Here is a 15,642-nt window from a genome sequence, read left to right as displayed (position 1 = left end):
TTGTATGCAGCACTCTCTTTGTGCTGTGTAAACATTGTTTCATTTTTTTTTTTTTTTTCAATGGGTTAAACTTTGTTTAAGCTTATGTGTATGATTTTATATGCTTTATTCATAATTTCATGAGTTTGATTGGTGTGTCGTATAAATTGATAAGCGTGTATTTCCACACCGCCTAAGGTAAAGCAATAGGTATGTTTATAGTCTGAAATATAAAAAGGCCGTCTGAAAATTCAGACGGCCTTTTTTATCGGAGGGTGAAGAGATGATTTATTCGATTTCATTAAATATGGTTTTTTTGCCTTTGCGTGTCAGCGTGGCAAAGCCTTCCTGAACATGCCAGCGGGTGGTTTTGTTGGCGTATTCCGCGCCTTTTGACCAAGCGTTGATTTGTGTCAGCGTTTCCACGGTGTTGCCTTGTCTGAGTTCGACGGTCAGGGGGCTGTGGCCGTTTAGATAGTGGGCGACGATACGCTGTTTGCCTTTTCCGGTTTGGTATTGGATGGTATAGGAAGGGGTTTCTGCAATTGCGGGAGCCGGTGCTTCGGGGCGTACTGCTTTAACTGAACCGCAGGCTGCACAAGCCAGAACAATTGAAAGAGTAAGCAGGTGTTTCATGGTTTTCTCGTTGAATGTGCCAACGGCCTGAATGCCGGTTTAGGGTATTCAGGCCGTAGGATTTTTATTAGTGGTGGCCTTTGATTTCGCCGTCTAAGCGGTATGTGGCACCGCAATAGGGACACTCGATGGTGCCGTTTGACTGAATGGGTAGGAATACGCGCGGATGGCCGTTCCAGGGTTCGTTGTGCGGGCCGCTGCAGTGTAAGGGCAGGTCGTGCGGTGTGATCACGATGGTGTTTTGTTCACTCATAATGGGTTCCTTTATAGGTTTTTCTGATATTTTCGGGTGTATTGTACGACATAAGTGTTTGATTGTGCATACTCGGGAGAATAAATATTGGCTGCGGGGAACAGATGGCGGCGGGATGGGGGATTTTGTTTGTGTATATGATAAGGCCGTCTGAAATTTTCAGACGGCCTTACGGTTGGGCAGCTGCCGGCGGTTTATTTAACGTAAGTCAGCCAGTGGTCGTATTTCGGGTTTTTGCCTTGAACGATGTCGAAATAGCGTTGTTGGATTTCGGTGGTAATCGGGCCGCGCGAACCGATGCCGATTTCGCGGTTGTCGATTTCCCTTACCGGCGTAACTTCCGCTGCGGTGCCGGTGAAGAATACTTCGTCGGCTACATAAAGTTCGTCGCGGGTAATGCGTTTTTCTACAACTTTCAAGCCCATTTCTTCGGCAATGGTGATTACGCTCTTACGGGTGATGCCGTCGAGTGCGACGTCTAATGCCGGAGTGTATAAAACGCCGTCTTTAACCACAAAGATATTTTCGCCCGAACCTTCGGCCACATAGCCTTGCGCGTCCAATAAAATGGCTTCGTCGTAACCGTCGCGGGTGGCTTCGGTGTTGGCCAAGATGGAATTGAGATAATTGCCGTTGGCTTTGGCTTTGATCATGTGGATATTGGGATGGTGGCGCGTGAACGAGCTGACGCGTACGCGGATGCCGCGTTTCATGCCTTCTTCGCCTAAATAAGCACCCCATGCCCAAGCGGCGAGGATAACTTGTACGTCGTCGGCTTTGGGGGCGATACCCAATTTGGCCGAGCCGTAATAGGCCATCGGGCGGAAATAGCAGGAAGTTAAGTTGTTGGCTTTGACAACGTCCAAGTGTGCCTGATTGATTTGTTCTTGGGTAAAGGGCAGGGTCATGCCGAGAATTTTTGCCGAGTTAAACAGGCGTTTGGTGTGTTCCTGCAGGCGGAAAACAGCCGGGCCTTTGGGGGTTTCGTAAGCGCGGACGCCTTCGAATACGCCCATGCCGTAATGCAGGGTATGGGTTAAAACGTGGGTTTGTGCGGCGCGCCAGTCGGTCAGCTCGCCGTTGAACCAAATTTTTCCGTCGCGGTTGTCCATTGTTAAAGCCATGATTTTTCTTTCTTTAATTTATATGTTTGGGGTTTTGTTTCCAGGATGTGCCGGTGAGTCTGAAATCAGCGCGGGCACAGCTTGGACATGCCGGTTTTGCTTGATAAAGAGGTTTGGAAAATTGTCAGCAATATTATACCTTTTTTGCGTATCCGACTAGGGGAGGGGCGGTGCGTGCCGGTATCGGTGCAAGATGGCAACGTATCCTAAATAAAGTAAATCGTTTAAACTATCGTCCACTCTTAGAAAAGACTTTTCGGCTGCAGGCGGTAAGCTTTGTACTATTTTATGTCGGCTTGTATTCTTTCGGTTATGGAAAAACAACGGAGAATTTAATGAAAATTATTTATACTGTAATTAAGCTTTTTATTTTATTGATATTTTTGCTTTTGGCTATCAGTAATACGCAAACCGTACAGTTCTTTTACCTGCCGGGTCAGCCTGTCGAGTTACCGTTGATTGTCGTATTGTTCGGCGCTTTTTTAATCGGCTCGGTTTTCGGCCTGTTTGCTTTGTTCGGCCGTTTGCTGGTGTTGCGTGGCGAGAATAACCGCTTGAGAAGCGAAGTGAAAAAATCCGTCCGCCTGACCGAACAGGATTTGACTGTTGCCCCCGTTCCCTCTCAGCCAACTGTTCCTTCTACCGTGATGCCGTCTGAAAATAAGGAATAATTTGCATGGATTATGAGATTTGGATGCTGTTGCTGCTGATTTTTCTGCTGCCGGTGTTTTTTGCAATGGGTTGGTTTGCCGCGCGTGTGGACATGAAAGCAGTGTTGAAGCAGGCCAAAACCGTTCCGGGCGGTTTTTACAAGAGCTTGGATGCTTTGGTCGACAGCAACAGCAGCAAAGCGGCGAGAGAATTGTCGGAAGTTATCGACCAGCAGCCGCAGTCGTATGATTTGAATCTGACTTTGGGCAAACTCTATCGCCAACGCGGAGAAAACGATAAAGCCATCAATATGCACCGTGCTTTGCTGGACTCGCCGGATACGGTGGGGGAAAAGCGCGAGCAAGTGTTGTTTGAGTTGGGGCAAAACTATCAGAGTGCCGGTTTGGTTGACCGTGCGGAACAGATTTTCCTGAATCTGCAAAACAGTAACCTTGCCCAAGAAGCACGCCAAAAGCTGTTGAATATTTACCAGCAGGACAGGGATTGGGAAAAAGCGATTGAAACCGCACAATTGCTCAGCCACGATGAGCAAACCTACCAATTTGAAATCGCACAGTTTTATTGCGAGTTGGCGCAGGCGGCTTTGTTTAAATCCGATTTTGAATCCGCTCGTGCCAATGTTCAAAAAGCCTTGGACGCAAATAAAAAATGTACCCGTGCCAATATGATTTTGGGCGATATTGAGCAGAAACAGGGCAATTTCGGAGCGGCGATTGAAGCGTATTCGGCTATCGAAAAGCAGAATTATGCGTATTTGAGCATGATCGGCGAGCGTTTGTATGATGCTTATGATGCGTTGGGCAAGGCTGAAGAAGGGCTGAATGTTCTTATCGGTTATATGAAAACTTTTCCGCAATTAGATTTGATTAATGTTATTTACGAGAAATCATTGTTGTTGAGCGGTGAAGCGGAAGCAGCAGATTTGGCTATTGAGCTGGTGCGCCAAAAGCCCGATTTAAACGGAACCTATCGTTTGCTGGGTTTGAAATTGAGCGACATGAATCCGAGCTGGAAAGCCGATGCGGATATGATACGTTCGGTTATCGGAAGACAATTGCAGAAAAGCTGGATGTACCGTTGCCGCAATTGCCATTTTAAGTCTCAGGTCTTTTTCTGGCATTGTCCGGCATGTAATAAATGGGAAACCTTCACTTCCAACAGAATTGAAGTGTAAACAACAAAATTTCAGACGGCCTCTGCCAAGCTGAGGCCGTCTGAAATTTACAGGCAAACGATAAGCATGAAACTAAATATCAAAAAATCCGACTTTTCAACACCGGATCAATTCGTTTATACATTGGCCGATGCGTATTTCGATTATCTCGAGCAACACGGCGACGCGGCCATGGACGATTTTACAGATGAACAGCATACCTTAATGGCTTATGTTTATTTAGACAGCCAAGTTCAAGAAGGCGGTTTTATCCAATTGATTTCAGCAGGCTATGGGGAATATATTTTTATGAATCCTGTGGCCGACAGCTTGCGCCGTTGGCGTATTAAGCAGACTCCGAAGATTTTGGAACAAGCGAAAAAATTATATGAAAAATACGGCCAAGAGATTGAGACAATGGCCGAGAATGACACGCCTTTGGAAGAAGTGCGCAAACAGTTTACCGATTTTGAAGAGACAGACGGCGATTATTATGATGTTGCCGATGATGATTTGGCCGCTGCTGCGGAATATATTGAAGCAAATCCGGATAAATTTATGAATATTGGGTAATCTTAAAAGAGAAGCAATAACCGGTTAGAATGATTGTATGAATATGAAAAAGGCCGTCTGAAAATTTTCAGACGGCCTTTTTCATTAATAATTAATTATTAATTAATGGTGATGACCGTGTTCGCCGTGTGCATGACCGTGTGCAATTTCTTCATCGGAAGCAGGGCGTACATCTTCAACAGTTGCTTTAAAGCGGATTTTCATGCCGGCCAAAGGATGGTTGCCGTCCACAACGGCTTTACCGTCCGCAATATCGGTTACACGGTAAATGAATACATCGCCGGTTTCGGGATCATCGGCTTCAAACATCATGCCGACTTCGACTTCGACAGGGAAAACATTAACATCTTCGATACGTACCAATTCGGGGTCTTGCTCGCCGAAAGCGTCGTCGGGAGAGAGAACCACATCTACCACATCGCCTTTCGCTTTGCCGTGCAGCGCTTCTTCCACCAAGGGGAAAATTCCGTCGTATCCGCCGTGCAGATAAGCAATAGGTTGCTCGGTTTTATCAATCAGCTGGTCGTTGCTGTCAAACATTTCGTAGTGCAAAGTTACGACCGAATTTTTTACGATGCTCATCTGTAAATCCTTTAATATTGTTAAGCTGCATCAACTTCAAAGCAGCGGAAGAGCATTGTAGCATAGGGCGCTTGGCGGTGCCTGAATTTTTGCTTGTTACGTTTTTGAAAATTTATATCATTTTTTTATAGTAAAAACAGCAGAGAAATGTTGTTTTTTTACAACCTGTTTGAAAAGAATGCCTGCAGATGAAAAAACGGCGAATTGAGGCTGTTTGTCCTTGTTGTTGTTTTAAGTAGATGAAAAATAATCAAAATCCTTATGATTTTTGTCGATTGACAATATTGATGATTAAGTGATATTTTCTTGGATTGCGATTTCTCAGCAGTGCTTTTGTTAAGGCATACATGATAGGTATGTGCGGGCGTTGCATTGGTTTATACCGTAAGGCATAATTGACACCAAATTCATTTATGAATTTCTATTTATAGCCGGAAGATGGTGTTGCCAATATTCTGACTGAAGTCAAAAAGTTGTTAAATCAAATTGAACATAAAAGGTATTTGAAATGAAAAAATCTCTGTTTGCTGCTGCGTTGATGTCTTTGGTTTTGGCTGCTTGCGGCGGTCAAAAAACCGAGCAAGCTGTTGAAGCAGCTGCATCTGCTGCCGAAGCTGCTGCTTCTGCTGCTGAAGTTGCCGCTTCTGCTGTTGAAACTGCTGCCGCTTCTGCTGCTGAAACTGCTGAAGCCGTTGCTGCTTCTGCTACCGAAACTGCTGCTGATGCCGCTGCATCTGCTGCTGACGCCGCTGCCGAAGCTGCTACTGCTGCCGCTTCTGCCGCTGAAGCTGCTGCTTCTGAAGCTAAATAATTTCATATACGTTAAGTATATCGATTTAAAAGCAGGATACTTGAGTATCCTGCTTTTTTATTTTCGGATGTCGGTTAAGTCTGGGATGAGGCTATGGATTGGGTGAAATTGAAAAATGAATTGACGGCTTTTATGTCGGAAAATCAGATTATTGTCGGAGACGATGAGGCATTTCTTGTAGACCAGCGCCGTCGTTATCGCGGACAAGCCGAAGTGATTGTGTTCCCGGATCGTGTAGAGCAGGTTCAAAAAGTGATGAAACTGTGCTTTCAGCACGATATTCCCGTTACTCCGCAAGGCGGCAATACGGGTTTGTGCGGTGCAGCTGTTCCGTTTGGCGGGGTATTGCTGAATTTGAGCCGGCTGAATCGGGTAAGAATGGTGAATCTGTCTGACAATGTGATTGTGGCTGATGCCGGGGTGGTATTGAAACAGCTTCAGGAAGCGGCAGAAGAGGCAGGCCGTTTATTTCCTTTGAGTCTGGCTAGTGAGGGATCTTGTCAGATTGGCGGTAATATTGCATGCAATGCAGGCGGTTTAAACGTGCTGCGTTACGGCCCTATGCGTGATTTGGTTGTAGGCTTGGAAGTGGTTTTGCCGGACGGTACGCTGATTTCCCATTTGCAGCCTTTGCATAAAAATACGACCGGCTATGATTTGAAGCATCTGTTTATCGGAAGCGAGGGTACGCTGGGTGTGATTACGGGAGCAACTTTGAAATTATTTGCTAAGCCGGTTTGTACCGAAACTGCTTGGGTAGGTGTTTCGTCTATTGAGCAGGCTGTTGCGCTGTTAACTTTGGTACAAGGGCATTTTGCGGAGCGGCTGTGCAGTTTTGAACTGGTTAGTGATTTTGCTTTGAATTTGACATCGGAATTTAGCAATATTGCAAAGCCGGTGGAAGCTGAATGGCACGTTTTATTGGAGTTAACCGATTCTTTACCTCGTGAAGATTTGTCAGATTTGCTGGTGCAATATTTGTTGAATCATGGTTTTGACAATGCGGTATTGGCGCATTCGGAAGAAGAGCGTGCGAGATTGTGGGCACTTAGGGAAAATATTTCGGCTTCGCAAAAAAATCTCGGTGTCAGCATTAAGCATGATATTGCTGTGCCGATAGCTTATGTTGCGAAGTTTGTCGAAGAGAGCAGCAGAGCCTTAGCCGCTGAGTTTGAGGGCATAAAGATCGTGATATTCGGACATTTGGGTGATGGCAGTTTGCATTACAATACTTTCTTGCCCGATGTTTTGGATAAACACGCTTACGGGTATGAGGATGCGGTTAATACAATCGTATATAAACATGTTTTGGCCTGTTCGGGAACGATTGCTGCCGAACACGGTATCGGTATTGTCAAGCCGCATTGGTTGGCATCTTATCGGTCTGAAGCTGAATTGGATTTAATGAAAGCGATTAAGCAGCAGATAGATCCGAAAGGGATAATGAACCCTGGTAAATTATTGGTTTGATTTGGTTTGCTTGGATAATAGGCCGTCTGAAAATTCAGACGGCCTATTGTTTTAGCATGGGTAATAGGGAGAATTTGATTTAACGGTATATATCATGTGGGACAGGTTTTCAGTGCAATGGATAAACATGATTAGGCATAATGGCCTGCACCGAGAATACAGGGTTTGTCGGCACCTGTGGCATGATGGGGAGCGGATGGGGTTCGGGTTATCCAGCAAGCGGCCAGCCAGGCAAAAGCGGCGGCTTCCACCCATTGAGGATTCAAGTGCAGGGAGTCGGTACTTTGTAGGGCTGTATGTTCAGGTAATAGATTACTGAGGCGGTTGATTAAAGGAGGGTTGTATACGCCACCGCCGCAGACATAGACGTTGCCTGCTGAGGGCGCTGTGCGTTGGATAGCATCGGTAATGGTAATGGCTGTGTATTCCAACAGTGTGCGTTGTACATCATAAATATTTTCACTGCCTGATAAATGCGTTTGTAGCCAATTGAGAGAAAAAAGTTCTCTTCCCGTACTTTTAGGGTGGGGGAGTGCGAAATAGGGATGAGACAGCAGTTTATTTAATAAGCTTGGTATCAGATTGCCTTTTTGGGCAACTGTACCGTTTTTATCATAAGGCTGTTGGAAATGATATTGCACCCAAGCATCCATTAACATATTCCCGGGTCCGGTATCAAAACCGAAAGCCGGTTGTGATGGCGGTAGAATGCTGATGTTGGCAATGCCGCCGATATTCAGTAATACTCTAGTTTCATCAGGGTGTTGGAAAACGGCTTGATGGAAGGCGGGTACTAAAGGAGCGCCTTGTCCACCTGAAGCGATATCGCGGCTACGGAAATCGCCAATAGTAAAAATACCGGTTTTTTCGGCAAGAAGCGGAAGATTGACCAGTTGGATGCTGTAGCCGTTTTCAGGGGCATGGCGGATGGTCTGGCCGTGGCAGCCTAATGCTGTAATGTTTGCGGGTTGGAGATGGGTCTGTTGAAGCAATAGGTCAACGGCTTCTGCATACAGTAGGCTTAATTCTTGAGCCAATATCATGCTTCGGTGCAGTTCGTTAATTCCGGTATTTTGAAGATTCAGCAATTCTTGTTTCAGACGGCCTGAATAAGGTAAGAAGCTGTGTGCCTCTGCCCGGTGCCATTGAGAACCTTTCATGCTAACGAGTACGGCATCGACGCCGTCCATACTGGTTCCCGACATTAATCCGATATAGCGCTGTTTGTCCATGATTGATAGAGGCCGTCTGAAAAATTAAGAAAGTATTTTAGCGTTATTTTTCTCTTGAGTAATAAATAAAAAAGTGCACTATCTTAAAATAGTGCACTTTATTTTTAGAACAAAAGCAGATTAGAGTTTGCCGCCTGACTGGTTAACCATGTACAGCACAGCAGCTTTAACTTCATCATCGCTCAGGCTGGTATTGCCGCCTTTAGGTGGCATTACGCCGCCTTTAGGACCGGTAAAGCCTTCCAAGGCATGTTTGAATAAAGTTTCTTTGCCTTGTTTGATGCGTGGAGCCCAATCGTCTTTATTGGTTAATCGGGGAGCATTGGGAATGGCTGAGTTGGCATTATGGCAGGCAAAGCAAGCTGTTTCGAATACTTTTTGACCGTCGGCGCTGACGGCGGAGCTTTCTTCTGCTGCAGGCGCAGCTTCTTGTTGGCCTTCGGTACTTTCGGCTGCGGCAGCACCTGCGGCAGGTTCGGCAAAATTACCGCCTGATTGGTTGGTCATGTAAACGATGGCACGTTTCAATTCGTCGTCAGTCAGGTCAGACGCGCCGCCTTTGGCGGGCATAGTGTTGAAACCTTCCAAGGCATGTTTGAACAGGGTGTCGAAACCTTGTGCAATACGGGGAGCCCAATCTCCGTTGTTGGTTAGGCGGGGCGCATTGGCAACAATGCTGTCGGAAGCGTGGCATTGAATACATACTTTATTGAAAATTTGCTCGCCGGTACGCTCGCCGATAGGTGTTCCGTCGCCCATGACGATATTGCCGACAGGCATAATACGTGTTTCAGTAGCAGAAGGCGTGCTTGCTTCTACATCGCTGTAGTAACCGCTGCTGGCTAGTTTTACCAGGAAAAACAATACTGCAAGTAAAATAACGATACCGCCAAGCAGGGTGGTTAATGCCGACCCTTGGGCTTTATGGTTGTTAAGTTGATTCATTTGGTTGGCCTCGCCGTTTTTGGTAGTTGTGACGAAAATGTTATTGAATTTTGTTAATTCATATTAACAATAATTTGCTGGATTATACTGAATTCGCAAGGGCTTTCCAATCTTTAATGCCTTCTTTATGTCAAATAAAATGTAATTTTTTGAGGGAGGACAATTTAATTGGACTTTCAGAGAACGAAAGTGTGTGCATTTACGACAAAAAAATTTTGCCATTTTTATTTTTTTAGGTTAATCTTTCTCTTTCCGCACCCATAGCTCAGTTGGAAGAGTGTCAGTTTCCGAAGCTGGAGGTCACAGGTTCGATCCCTGTTGGGTGCGCCAAAGAAAATATGAAAATAAAGGATAAAGCGGTTGTTTGCTAAAATTGCAGACTGTGTTTTATCCTTTATTTTTTATTTGTTATGAATATTGTTAACAATTTTATTCTATAAAAATCATATACTAATACTAAATTTTAACTGTTTTTTTCAAAAAAGGCCTTTTCCTGCTTGCTTTGGCAGCTGGGATTGCGTTATCTTGTCATTTCTTTATTATTCTTCGATAAACTCTCAGACATCTGAATCAATTGATTGAATTGCTCATGTTGTCGCCGGGTTTTTGTGATGCGCGTACCCTAAATCGTTGCTCATGAAAACAGCATTAAAGGTGCAGTGGCGAAGCCGGCAATTCCTATTGGTTTACATGTGATACAAAAGAGGTCTTCATGCAATTATCAGGTGCACAAATACTCGTACAGAGTCTCAAAGCTGAGAATGTTGAGTACGTTTTCGGTTATCCCGGCGGTGCGGTTCTTGAAATTTATGACGCATTGTTCCAATTAAACAAATTCAAGCATATTTTGGTCAGACACGAGCAGGCAGCAGTGCATGCTGCAGATGCTTATGCGCGTACCAGCGGAAAAGTAGGCGTGGCTTTGGTGACATCAGGCCCCGGAGCGACGAATGCGATTACCGGTATTGCTACGGCTTATACGGATTCTATTCCTTTGGTAGTGATTTCAGGGCAGGTTGGTACGCCGGCTATCGGTAGTGATGCTTTCCAGGAAATCGATATGGTTGGTGTTTCGCGCCCTTGTGTGAAGCATAACTTTTTAGTAACCAATATCAATGATTTGACGGACACCATCAAAAAGGCTTTCCAAATCGCCCGTAGCGGCCGTCCTGGTCCGGTAGTAGTCGATATTGCGAAAGATGTGACGCAGGCTACGGCCAAATTCAGTTATCCTCAGGAAGATATCTTTATCCGTTCTTATCAGCCGGTAACCAACGGCCATACCGGACAAATTAAAAAAGCTATGCAGATGTTGAGTGCTGCCAAACGCCCGATTATTTATTTTGGCGGTGGCGTGGTTCTCAGTAATGCTTCGCAAGAACTGATTGAGTTCGTGCAACTGACCGGCGCCCCCTGTACGGGTACTTTGATGGGTTTGGGAGCTTATCCTTCTACCCACAAACAGTATCTGGGTATGTTGGGTATGCACGGTACATATGAAGCGAACTTGGCTATGAATAGCGCCGATGTAGTATTGGCGGTCGGTGCAAGGTTTGATGACCGTGTCGTATCGGTTCCAAGCAAATTTTTTGAAAAACCGAAGAAAATCATTCATATCGATATCGATCCTTCCAGTATTTCAAAACGTGTTAAAGCAGATGTGCCGATTGTTGGCGATGTTAAGAATGTTTTGAAAGAAATGATCGGCATTTGGAAGAAGCAGGAGCTGTCTTTAAACGAAGCGGCTTTAGGAAAATGGTGGACTACCGTTGAGCAATGGCGCGGCAGGGATTGTTTGCGCATTCCTGAAACCGAAAGCGATGTTATTTTGCCGCAGATGGTGATTAGAACATTGGCAGAAGTCACAAATAATGATGCCATTATTACTTCCGATGTCGGCCAACATCAAATGTTTGCCGCCCAATATTATCCGTTTCAAAGACCGCGCCAATGGTTAAATTCAGGCGGTCTCGGTACGATGGGGGTGGGCTTGCCTTATGCCATGGGTGCTTATTTGGCCGATCCGACAAAAGACGTATGCTGCATTACCGGTGAGGGTTCTATTCAAATGAATATTCAAGAACTTTCTACTTGTTTACAGTATAAATTGCCGATTAAGACTATCTGCTTGAATAACGGCTATTTAGGTATGGTTCGCCAGTGGCAGGAGCTTTACTACAGCAACCGTGAATCCGAAACCTATTTTGATTCGTTGCCCGACTTTGTGAAATTGGCGGAAGCATACGGTCATGTGGGTATGAGAATCGAAAAAGCTTCTGATGTGGAAGGTGCGTTGCGTGAAGCATTGGCTTTGAAAGATCGATTCGTTTTCTTGGATTTCATTACCGACAAAAAACAAAACGTGTTCCCTATGGTGGGTAACGGCAAAGGTTTGGATGAGATGGTATTGCCGCCACACATGCGTGAAACCAAAGCAGACAGTGACGTAAATGATGTAACCGACAGAGACTATGATACAAGGAGTGTGCCGTGAGACATATTTTATCTATTCTGATGGAAAATGAATCGGGTGCAATGAGCCGTGTAGTCGGTTTGTTTTCAGCGCGTGATTACAATATCGATTCTTTGTCGGTTGCAGCGACGGAAGATCGGACTTTGTCACGTATGACTATCGTCACGCACGGAGATGACGATGTTATCGAGCAAATTACCAAGCAATTGAATAAATTGATTGAAGTGGTCAAAGTCGTCGATCTGAACGAAAGCCGTTTCGTTGAACGTGAATTGATGTTGGTAAAAATCCGAGCTTTGGGTAAAGACCGGGATGAAATGTTACGCTTAACCGAAATTTATCGTGGTCAAGTCGTGGATGTAACCGACAAGACCTATACTGTTGAAGTTACCGGAACCAGCGATAAGTTGGATTCTTTCTTGGAAACAGTCGGTAAGGCTTTGATTTTAGAAACTGTCCGCACAGGGGCTGCAGGAATCGGCCGTGGTGAGCGTATTTTGAGAATCTGATCTAATTTTCAGACGGCCTTATGATGATTAGGCCGTCTGAAATTAGACATAAAGTCTATTTAATTTCTATTTTCATCGTATTTTAACCGTGGTTTTGATTTTTTGTACAAAATATATAAATTTTTGTTGGCAAATCGGAAAAATCAGGTATGATGAAAAGCGAATTTGTCCAAAAATACTTCTGCCGGTTATTTTGCATCTTGGATTCAGGTAAAGGCTGTAAACAATGAGATTATGCGAACAGGCGGAGATGGGCAGGAAAATTAAATCCAGTGATAAAAAAGACAAACACTTAAGTTGAAAAAGGAATAGAAATGCAAGTTTTTTACGATAAAGACGCAGACCTGTCATTGATCAAAGGTAAAACCGTAGCCATCATCGGTTACGGCTCACAAGGCCATGCCCACGCGGCCAACTTGAAAGATTCCGGTGTAAACGTAGTTATCGGTTTGCGCCAAGGCGGTTCTTGGAACAAAGCCGTAGCCGCCGGCCACGACGTGCGCTCCGTAGCCGAAGCCACCAAAGCTGCCGATGTGGTGATGATTCTGTTGCCTGATGAAACCGCGCCTGCCGTTTACAATGCCGAAATCCACAACAATCTGAAAGACGGTGCCGTATTGGCATTTGCACACGGCTTTAACGTGCATTACAACCAAATCGTACCGGCCAAAAACGTTGACGTTATTATGGTTGCGCCTAAAGGCCCCGGCCATACCGTACGCAGCGAATACCTCAAAGGCGGCGGCGTGCCGACTCTGATTGCTGTTTACCAAGACAACTCAGGTAAAGCTCGCGATATCGCCTTGTCTTATGCTGCTGCAAACGGCGGTACCAAAGGCGGTGTGATTGAAACCAACTTCCGCGAAGAAACCGAAACCGACTTGTTCGGTGAGCAAGCCGTATTGTGCGGCGGTGCGGTAGAGCTGGTGAAATGCGGTTTTGAAACATTAGTAGAAGCCGGTTACGCACCCGAAATGGCTTACTTCGAGTGCCTGCACGAATTGAAACTGATTGTGGATTTGATGTACGAAGGCGGTATTGCCAACATGAACTACTCAATTTCCAACAATGCCGAATACGGCGAATACGTTACCGGCCCTGAAGTGATTACTCCGGCAACCAAAGAAGCCATGAAAAAAGCCTTGTACCGTATTCAATCAGGCGAATACGCGAAAATGTTTATCCAAGAGGGTAATACAAACTACGCCAGCATGACTGCCCGCCGCCGTTTGAATGCCGACCACCAAATCGAAAAAGTCGGCGCGCAATTACGCAGTATGATGCCGTGGATTTCTAAAAACAAACTGGTTGACTTGGACAAAAACTAATTTGTTAATGAAATAAAAAACTGCTCCGTTTTATAAACGGGGCAGTTTTTTTTGTTTCTGATTTTTTATAGGTCATTTTGTTTTTTGTTTTCGAAAGGGGCTTGTGCTTTTGCGGCATAGCGAATAGGATTAATTGTTTGTTTGCAGATTTTAAGAAAAAATATTTTAAAAATCATGTACATCTGCTATTGAAAAAAAGAAAATAAACAGATATTCTGAAACCAAGCCGTTTTTCAGACGGCCTGTATAAACACATAAGCAAGGAGTAGAGAAGATGTCTAAGAATTTAAATGTTTTTGATAAAGCTTACGGACTGCTGATCAACGGGGAGTGGACCAATGGTACCAAAGGTGAAACATTAACATCGTATAACCCGGCGAACAACGAACCACTGGCAACTTTTATCGATGCAACCAACGAAGACGTTGATGCTGCTGTTAAGGCAGCACAGGAAGCCTTAAAGACCTGGCGTAAAACAACCGTTGTCGAGCGTGCTGCAATTTTGAACAAGATTGCCGACATTATTGATGAAAATGCCGAATTGTTTGCACTGCAGGAAACATTAGACAACGGTAAACCTATCCGTGAAACGCGCGCTGCGGACATTCCTTTGGCTTCAGATCATTTCCGTTACTTTGCCGGTGTTATCCGTGGCGAAGAAGGTACTTGCAACCAGTTGGACGAAGAAGATTTGTCTATCGTGTTGCGCGAACCCATCGGTGTGGTAGGCCAAATTATTCCGTGGAACTTCCCGTTCCTGATGGCGGCTTGGAAAATCGCTCCTGCGTTGGCTGCCGGCTGTACCGTTGTGATTCACCCGTCCAGCAGCACTTCTCTAAGTCTGTTGTCCTTTGCTCAAAAGGTTAATCATGTTCTGCCTAAAGGTGTGTTGAACATTATTACCGGCCGCGGTTCTAAATCGGGCGAATATATGCTGCATCACAAGGGCTTTAACAAATTGGCCTTTACCGGTTCGACGGAAATCGGCCGTCATATCGGTATTGCCGCTGCTGAAATGCTGATTCCGGCAACACTGGAATTGGGTGGTAAATCAGCCAATATCTTCTTTGACGATATGCCGTTTGACAAGGCAATCGAAGGTGCGCAAAAAGGTATTTTGTTCAACCAAGGCCAAGTATGTTGTGCCGGTTCGCGTATTTTCGTTCAGGAAGGCATTTACGATAAATTTGTGAATGCCTTGGCTGAAGAATTTAAGAAAGTGAAAGTCGGTTTACCTTGGGAAGACGATACCCAAATGGGTTCTCAAGTGAATGCCGGTCAAATGGAAACTATTTTAAAATATGTGAAAATCGGCGAACAAGAAGGCTGCCGCATTATTACCGGCGGTAAGAAAATGGAAGGCGAACTGGGTAAAGGTGCATTCGTAGAGCCGACTTTGATTGCGGCTGAAGGCAACGATGCGACGATATCGCAACAAGAAATTTTCGGCCCGGTTGCAACGGTAATCAAATTCAAGACCGAAGAAGAAGTAATCGAAATGGCCAATGACAGCGAATACGGCTTGGCCGGTGCGGTTTGGACTACCAATATCAACCGTGCATTGCGTGTTGCCAAAGCCATCGAAGCCGGCCGTATGTGGGTGAACTGTTACAACCGTCTGCCTGCCGGTGCGCCGTTCGGCGGTTATAAAACTTCCGGTATCGGCCGTGAAACGCACAAGATGATGTTGGCCGCTTATACGCAGGTGAAAAATATTTATATCAGCACACGTGAAGAACGTGAAGGTATGTATTAATCGTTAATTAGCTGAACAGAGGCCGTCTGAAATTTTCAGACGGCCTCTCTGTTTTTTCAGGTTTGGATTGTTAATCAAATTGGTTTTAAGGAGAGTGAAAACATATAGCGAATATGTTGGAAAGGAAAATGCCGTTAAGCCATGCA

General features: G+C 45.1%; 15 protein-coding genes and 1 tRNA gene. 10 read left to right on the top strand and 6 right to left on the bottom strand.

Annotation, left to right across the window (positions count from 1 at the left end):
* Positions 1 to 267: 267 nt before the first annotated feature.
* The 3 genes from EL309_RS02150 to EL309_RS02140 form a co-directional block, all read right to left on the bottom strand.
* Positions 268 to 615: a hypothetical protein gene (locus EL309_RS02150; protein ID WP_004285055.1), complete on the bottom strand. Its 348-nt coding sequence runs from the start codon at positions 613 to 615 to the stop codon at positions 268 to 270.
* 67 nt (positions 616 to 682) lie between these two features.
* Positions 683 to 868, bottom strand: a complete 186-nt coding sequence (locus EL309_RS02145; RefSeq protein WP_004285920.1) for a zinc-finger domain-containing protein — start codon at positions 866 to 868, stop codon at positions 683 to 685.
* Between the two features lie 194 nt (positions 869 to 1,062).
* The gene (locus tag EL309_RS02140; RefSeq protein ID WP_004285056.1) at positions 1,063 to 1,992 is read right to left on the bottom strand and encodes a branched-chain amino acid transaminase; all 930 of its coding nucleotides are present in this window, start codon (positions 1,990 to 1,992) and stop codon (positions 1,063 to 1,065) included.
* A 335-nt stretch (positions 1,993 to 2,327) separates the two neighbouring features.
* Here EL309_RS02140 and EL309_RS02135 point away from each other — a divergent pair, with 335 nt between their 5' ends.
* The 3 genes from EL309_RS02135 (at position 2,328) to EL309_RS02125 (ending at position 4,390) form a co-directional block, all read left to right on the top strand.
* Positions 2,328 to 2,663, top strand: coding sequence for a LapA family protein (locus EL309_RS02135; protein ID WP_040670101.1), 336 nt, complete (start codon positions 2,328 to 2,330; stop codon positions 2,661 to 2,663).
* Positions 2,664 to 2,668: 5 nt separating this feature from the next.
* Positions 2,669 to 3,838, top strand: a complete 1,170-nt coding sequence (lapB, locus tag EL309_RS02130; RefSeq protein ID WP_004285059.1) for a lipopolysaccharide assembly protein LapB — start codon at positions 2,669 to 2,671, stop codon at positions 3,836 to 3,838.
* A gap of 66 nt (positions 3,839 to 3,904) precedes the next feature.
* A complete protein-coding gene (locus EL309_RS02125; protein WP_004285060.1) occupies positions 3,905 to 4,390 on the top strand; it encodes a DMP19 family protein in 486 nt (161 codons plus the stop codon).
* Between the two features lie 102 nt (positions 4,391 to 4,492).
* Here EL309_RS02125 and EL309_RS02120 read toward each other — a convergent pair whose 3' ends face one another.
* Positions 4,493 to 4,972 carry an FKBP-type peptidyl-prolyl cis-trans isomerase gene (locus tag EL309_RS02120; RefSeq protein ID WP_004285061.1) on the bottom strand — a complete coding sequence of 160 codons (480 nt, stop codon included), beginning with the start codon at positions 4,970 to 4,972 and terminating at the stop codon, positions 4,493 to 4,495.
* Positions 4,973 to 5,480: 508 nt separating this feature from the next.
* Between EL309_RS02120 and EL309_RS02115 the strand changes: the two genes are divergently transcribed.
* Together EL309_RS02115 and EL309_RS02110 are read left to right on the top strand one after the other, a co-directional pair.
* Positions 5,481 to 5,783: a hypothetical protein gene (locus tag EL309_RS02115; RefSeq protein ID WP_004285065.1), complete on the top strand. Its 303-nt coding sequence runs from the start codon at positions 5,481 to 5,483 to the stop codon at positions 5,781 to 5,783.
* Between the two features lie 93 nt (positions 5,784 to 5,876).
* Positions 5,877 to 7,253 carry an FAD-binding oxidoreductase gene (locus EL309_RS02110; RefSeq protein WP_004285066.1) on the top strand — a complete coding sequence of 459 codons (1,377 nt, stop codon included), beginning with the start codon at positions 5,877 to 5,879 and terminating at the stop codon, positions 7,251 to 7,253.
* A gap of 131 nt (positions 7,254 to 7,384) precedes the next feature.
* On the opposite strand, the gene EL309_RS02105 is transcribed toward EL309_RS02110, so the two are convergent.
* Positions 7,385 to 8,485: an anhydro-N-acetylmuramic acid kinase gene (locus EL309_RS02105; protein WP_004285067.1), complete on the bottom strand. Its 1,101-nt coding sequence runs from the start codon at positions 8,483 to 8,485 to the stop codon at positions 7,385 to 7,387.
* A gap of 120 nt (positions 8,486 to 8,605) precedes the next feature.
* Positions 8,606 to 9,430 (bottom strand): c-type cytochrome, encoded by an 825-nt coding sequence (locus EL309_RS02100; RefSeq protein WP_004285069.1) that lies wholly within the window; start codon positions 9,428 to 9,430, stop codon positions 8,606 to 8,608.
* A gap of 254 nt (positions 9,431 to 9,684) precedes the next feature.
* On the opposite strand from EL309_RS02100, the gene EL309_RS02095 reads away from it, so the two are divergent.
* From EL309_RS02095 to EL309_RS02075, 5 genes are all read left to right on the top strand, one after another.
* Positions 9,685 to 9,760: transfer RNA gene (locus EL309_RS02095), tRNA-Arg, on the top strand.
* Positions 9,761 to 10,142: 382 nt separating this feature from the next.
* Positions 10,143 to 11,924 carry a biosynthetic-type acetolactate synthase large subunit gene (gene ilvB / locus EL309_RS02090; RefSeq protein ID WP_004285070.1) on the top strand — a complete coding sequence of 594 codons (1,782 nt, stop codon included), beginning with the start codon at positions 10,143 to 10,145 and terminating at the stop codon, positions 11,922 to 11,924.
* Positions 11,921 to 12,412 (top strand): acetolactate synthase small subunit, encoded by a 492-nt coding sequence (ilvN, locus tag EL309_RS02085; RefSeq protein WP_081463209.1) that lies wholly within the window; start codon positions 11,921 to 11,923, stop codon positions 12,410 to 12,412. Before ilvB ends, ilvN begins: the two co-directional genes overlap by 4 nt.
* 314 nt (positions 12,413 to 12,726) lie before the next feature.
* Positions 12,727 to 13,740 carry a ketol-acid reductoisomerase gene (gene ilvC, locus EL309_RS02080; protein WP_004285075.1) on the top strand — a complete coding sequence of 338 codons (1,014 nt, stop codon included), beginning with the start codon at positions 12,727 to 12,729 and terminating at the stop codon, positions 13,738 to 13,740.
* A 274-nt stretch (positions 13,741 to 14,014) separates the two neighbouring features.
* Positions 14,015 to 15,496: an aldehyde dehydrogenase family protein gene (locus EL309_RS02075; protein ID WP_004285078.1), complete on the top strand. Its 1,482-nt coding sequence runs from the start codon at positions 14,015 to 14,017 to the stop codon at positions 15,494 to 15,496.
* The last annotated feature ends 146 nt before the right edge of the window (positions 15,497 to 15,642 follow it).

This window comes from Neisseria weaveri (assembly GCF_900638685.1).
Taxonomy (GTDB): domain Bacteria; phylum Pseudomonadota; class Gammaproteobacteria; order Burkholderiales; family Neisseriaceae; genus Neisseria; species Neisseria weaveri.
This window is presented reverse-complemented; position numbering and strand designations above follow the sequence as displayed.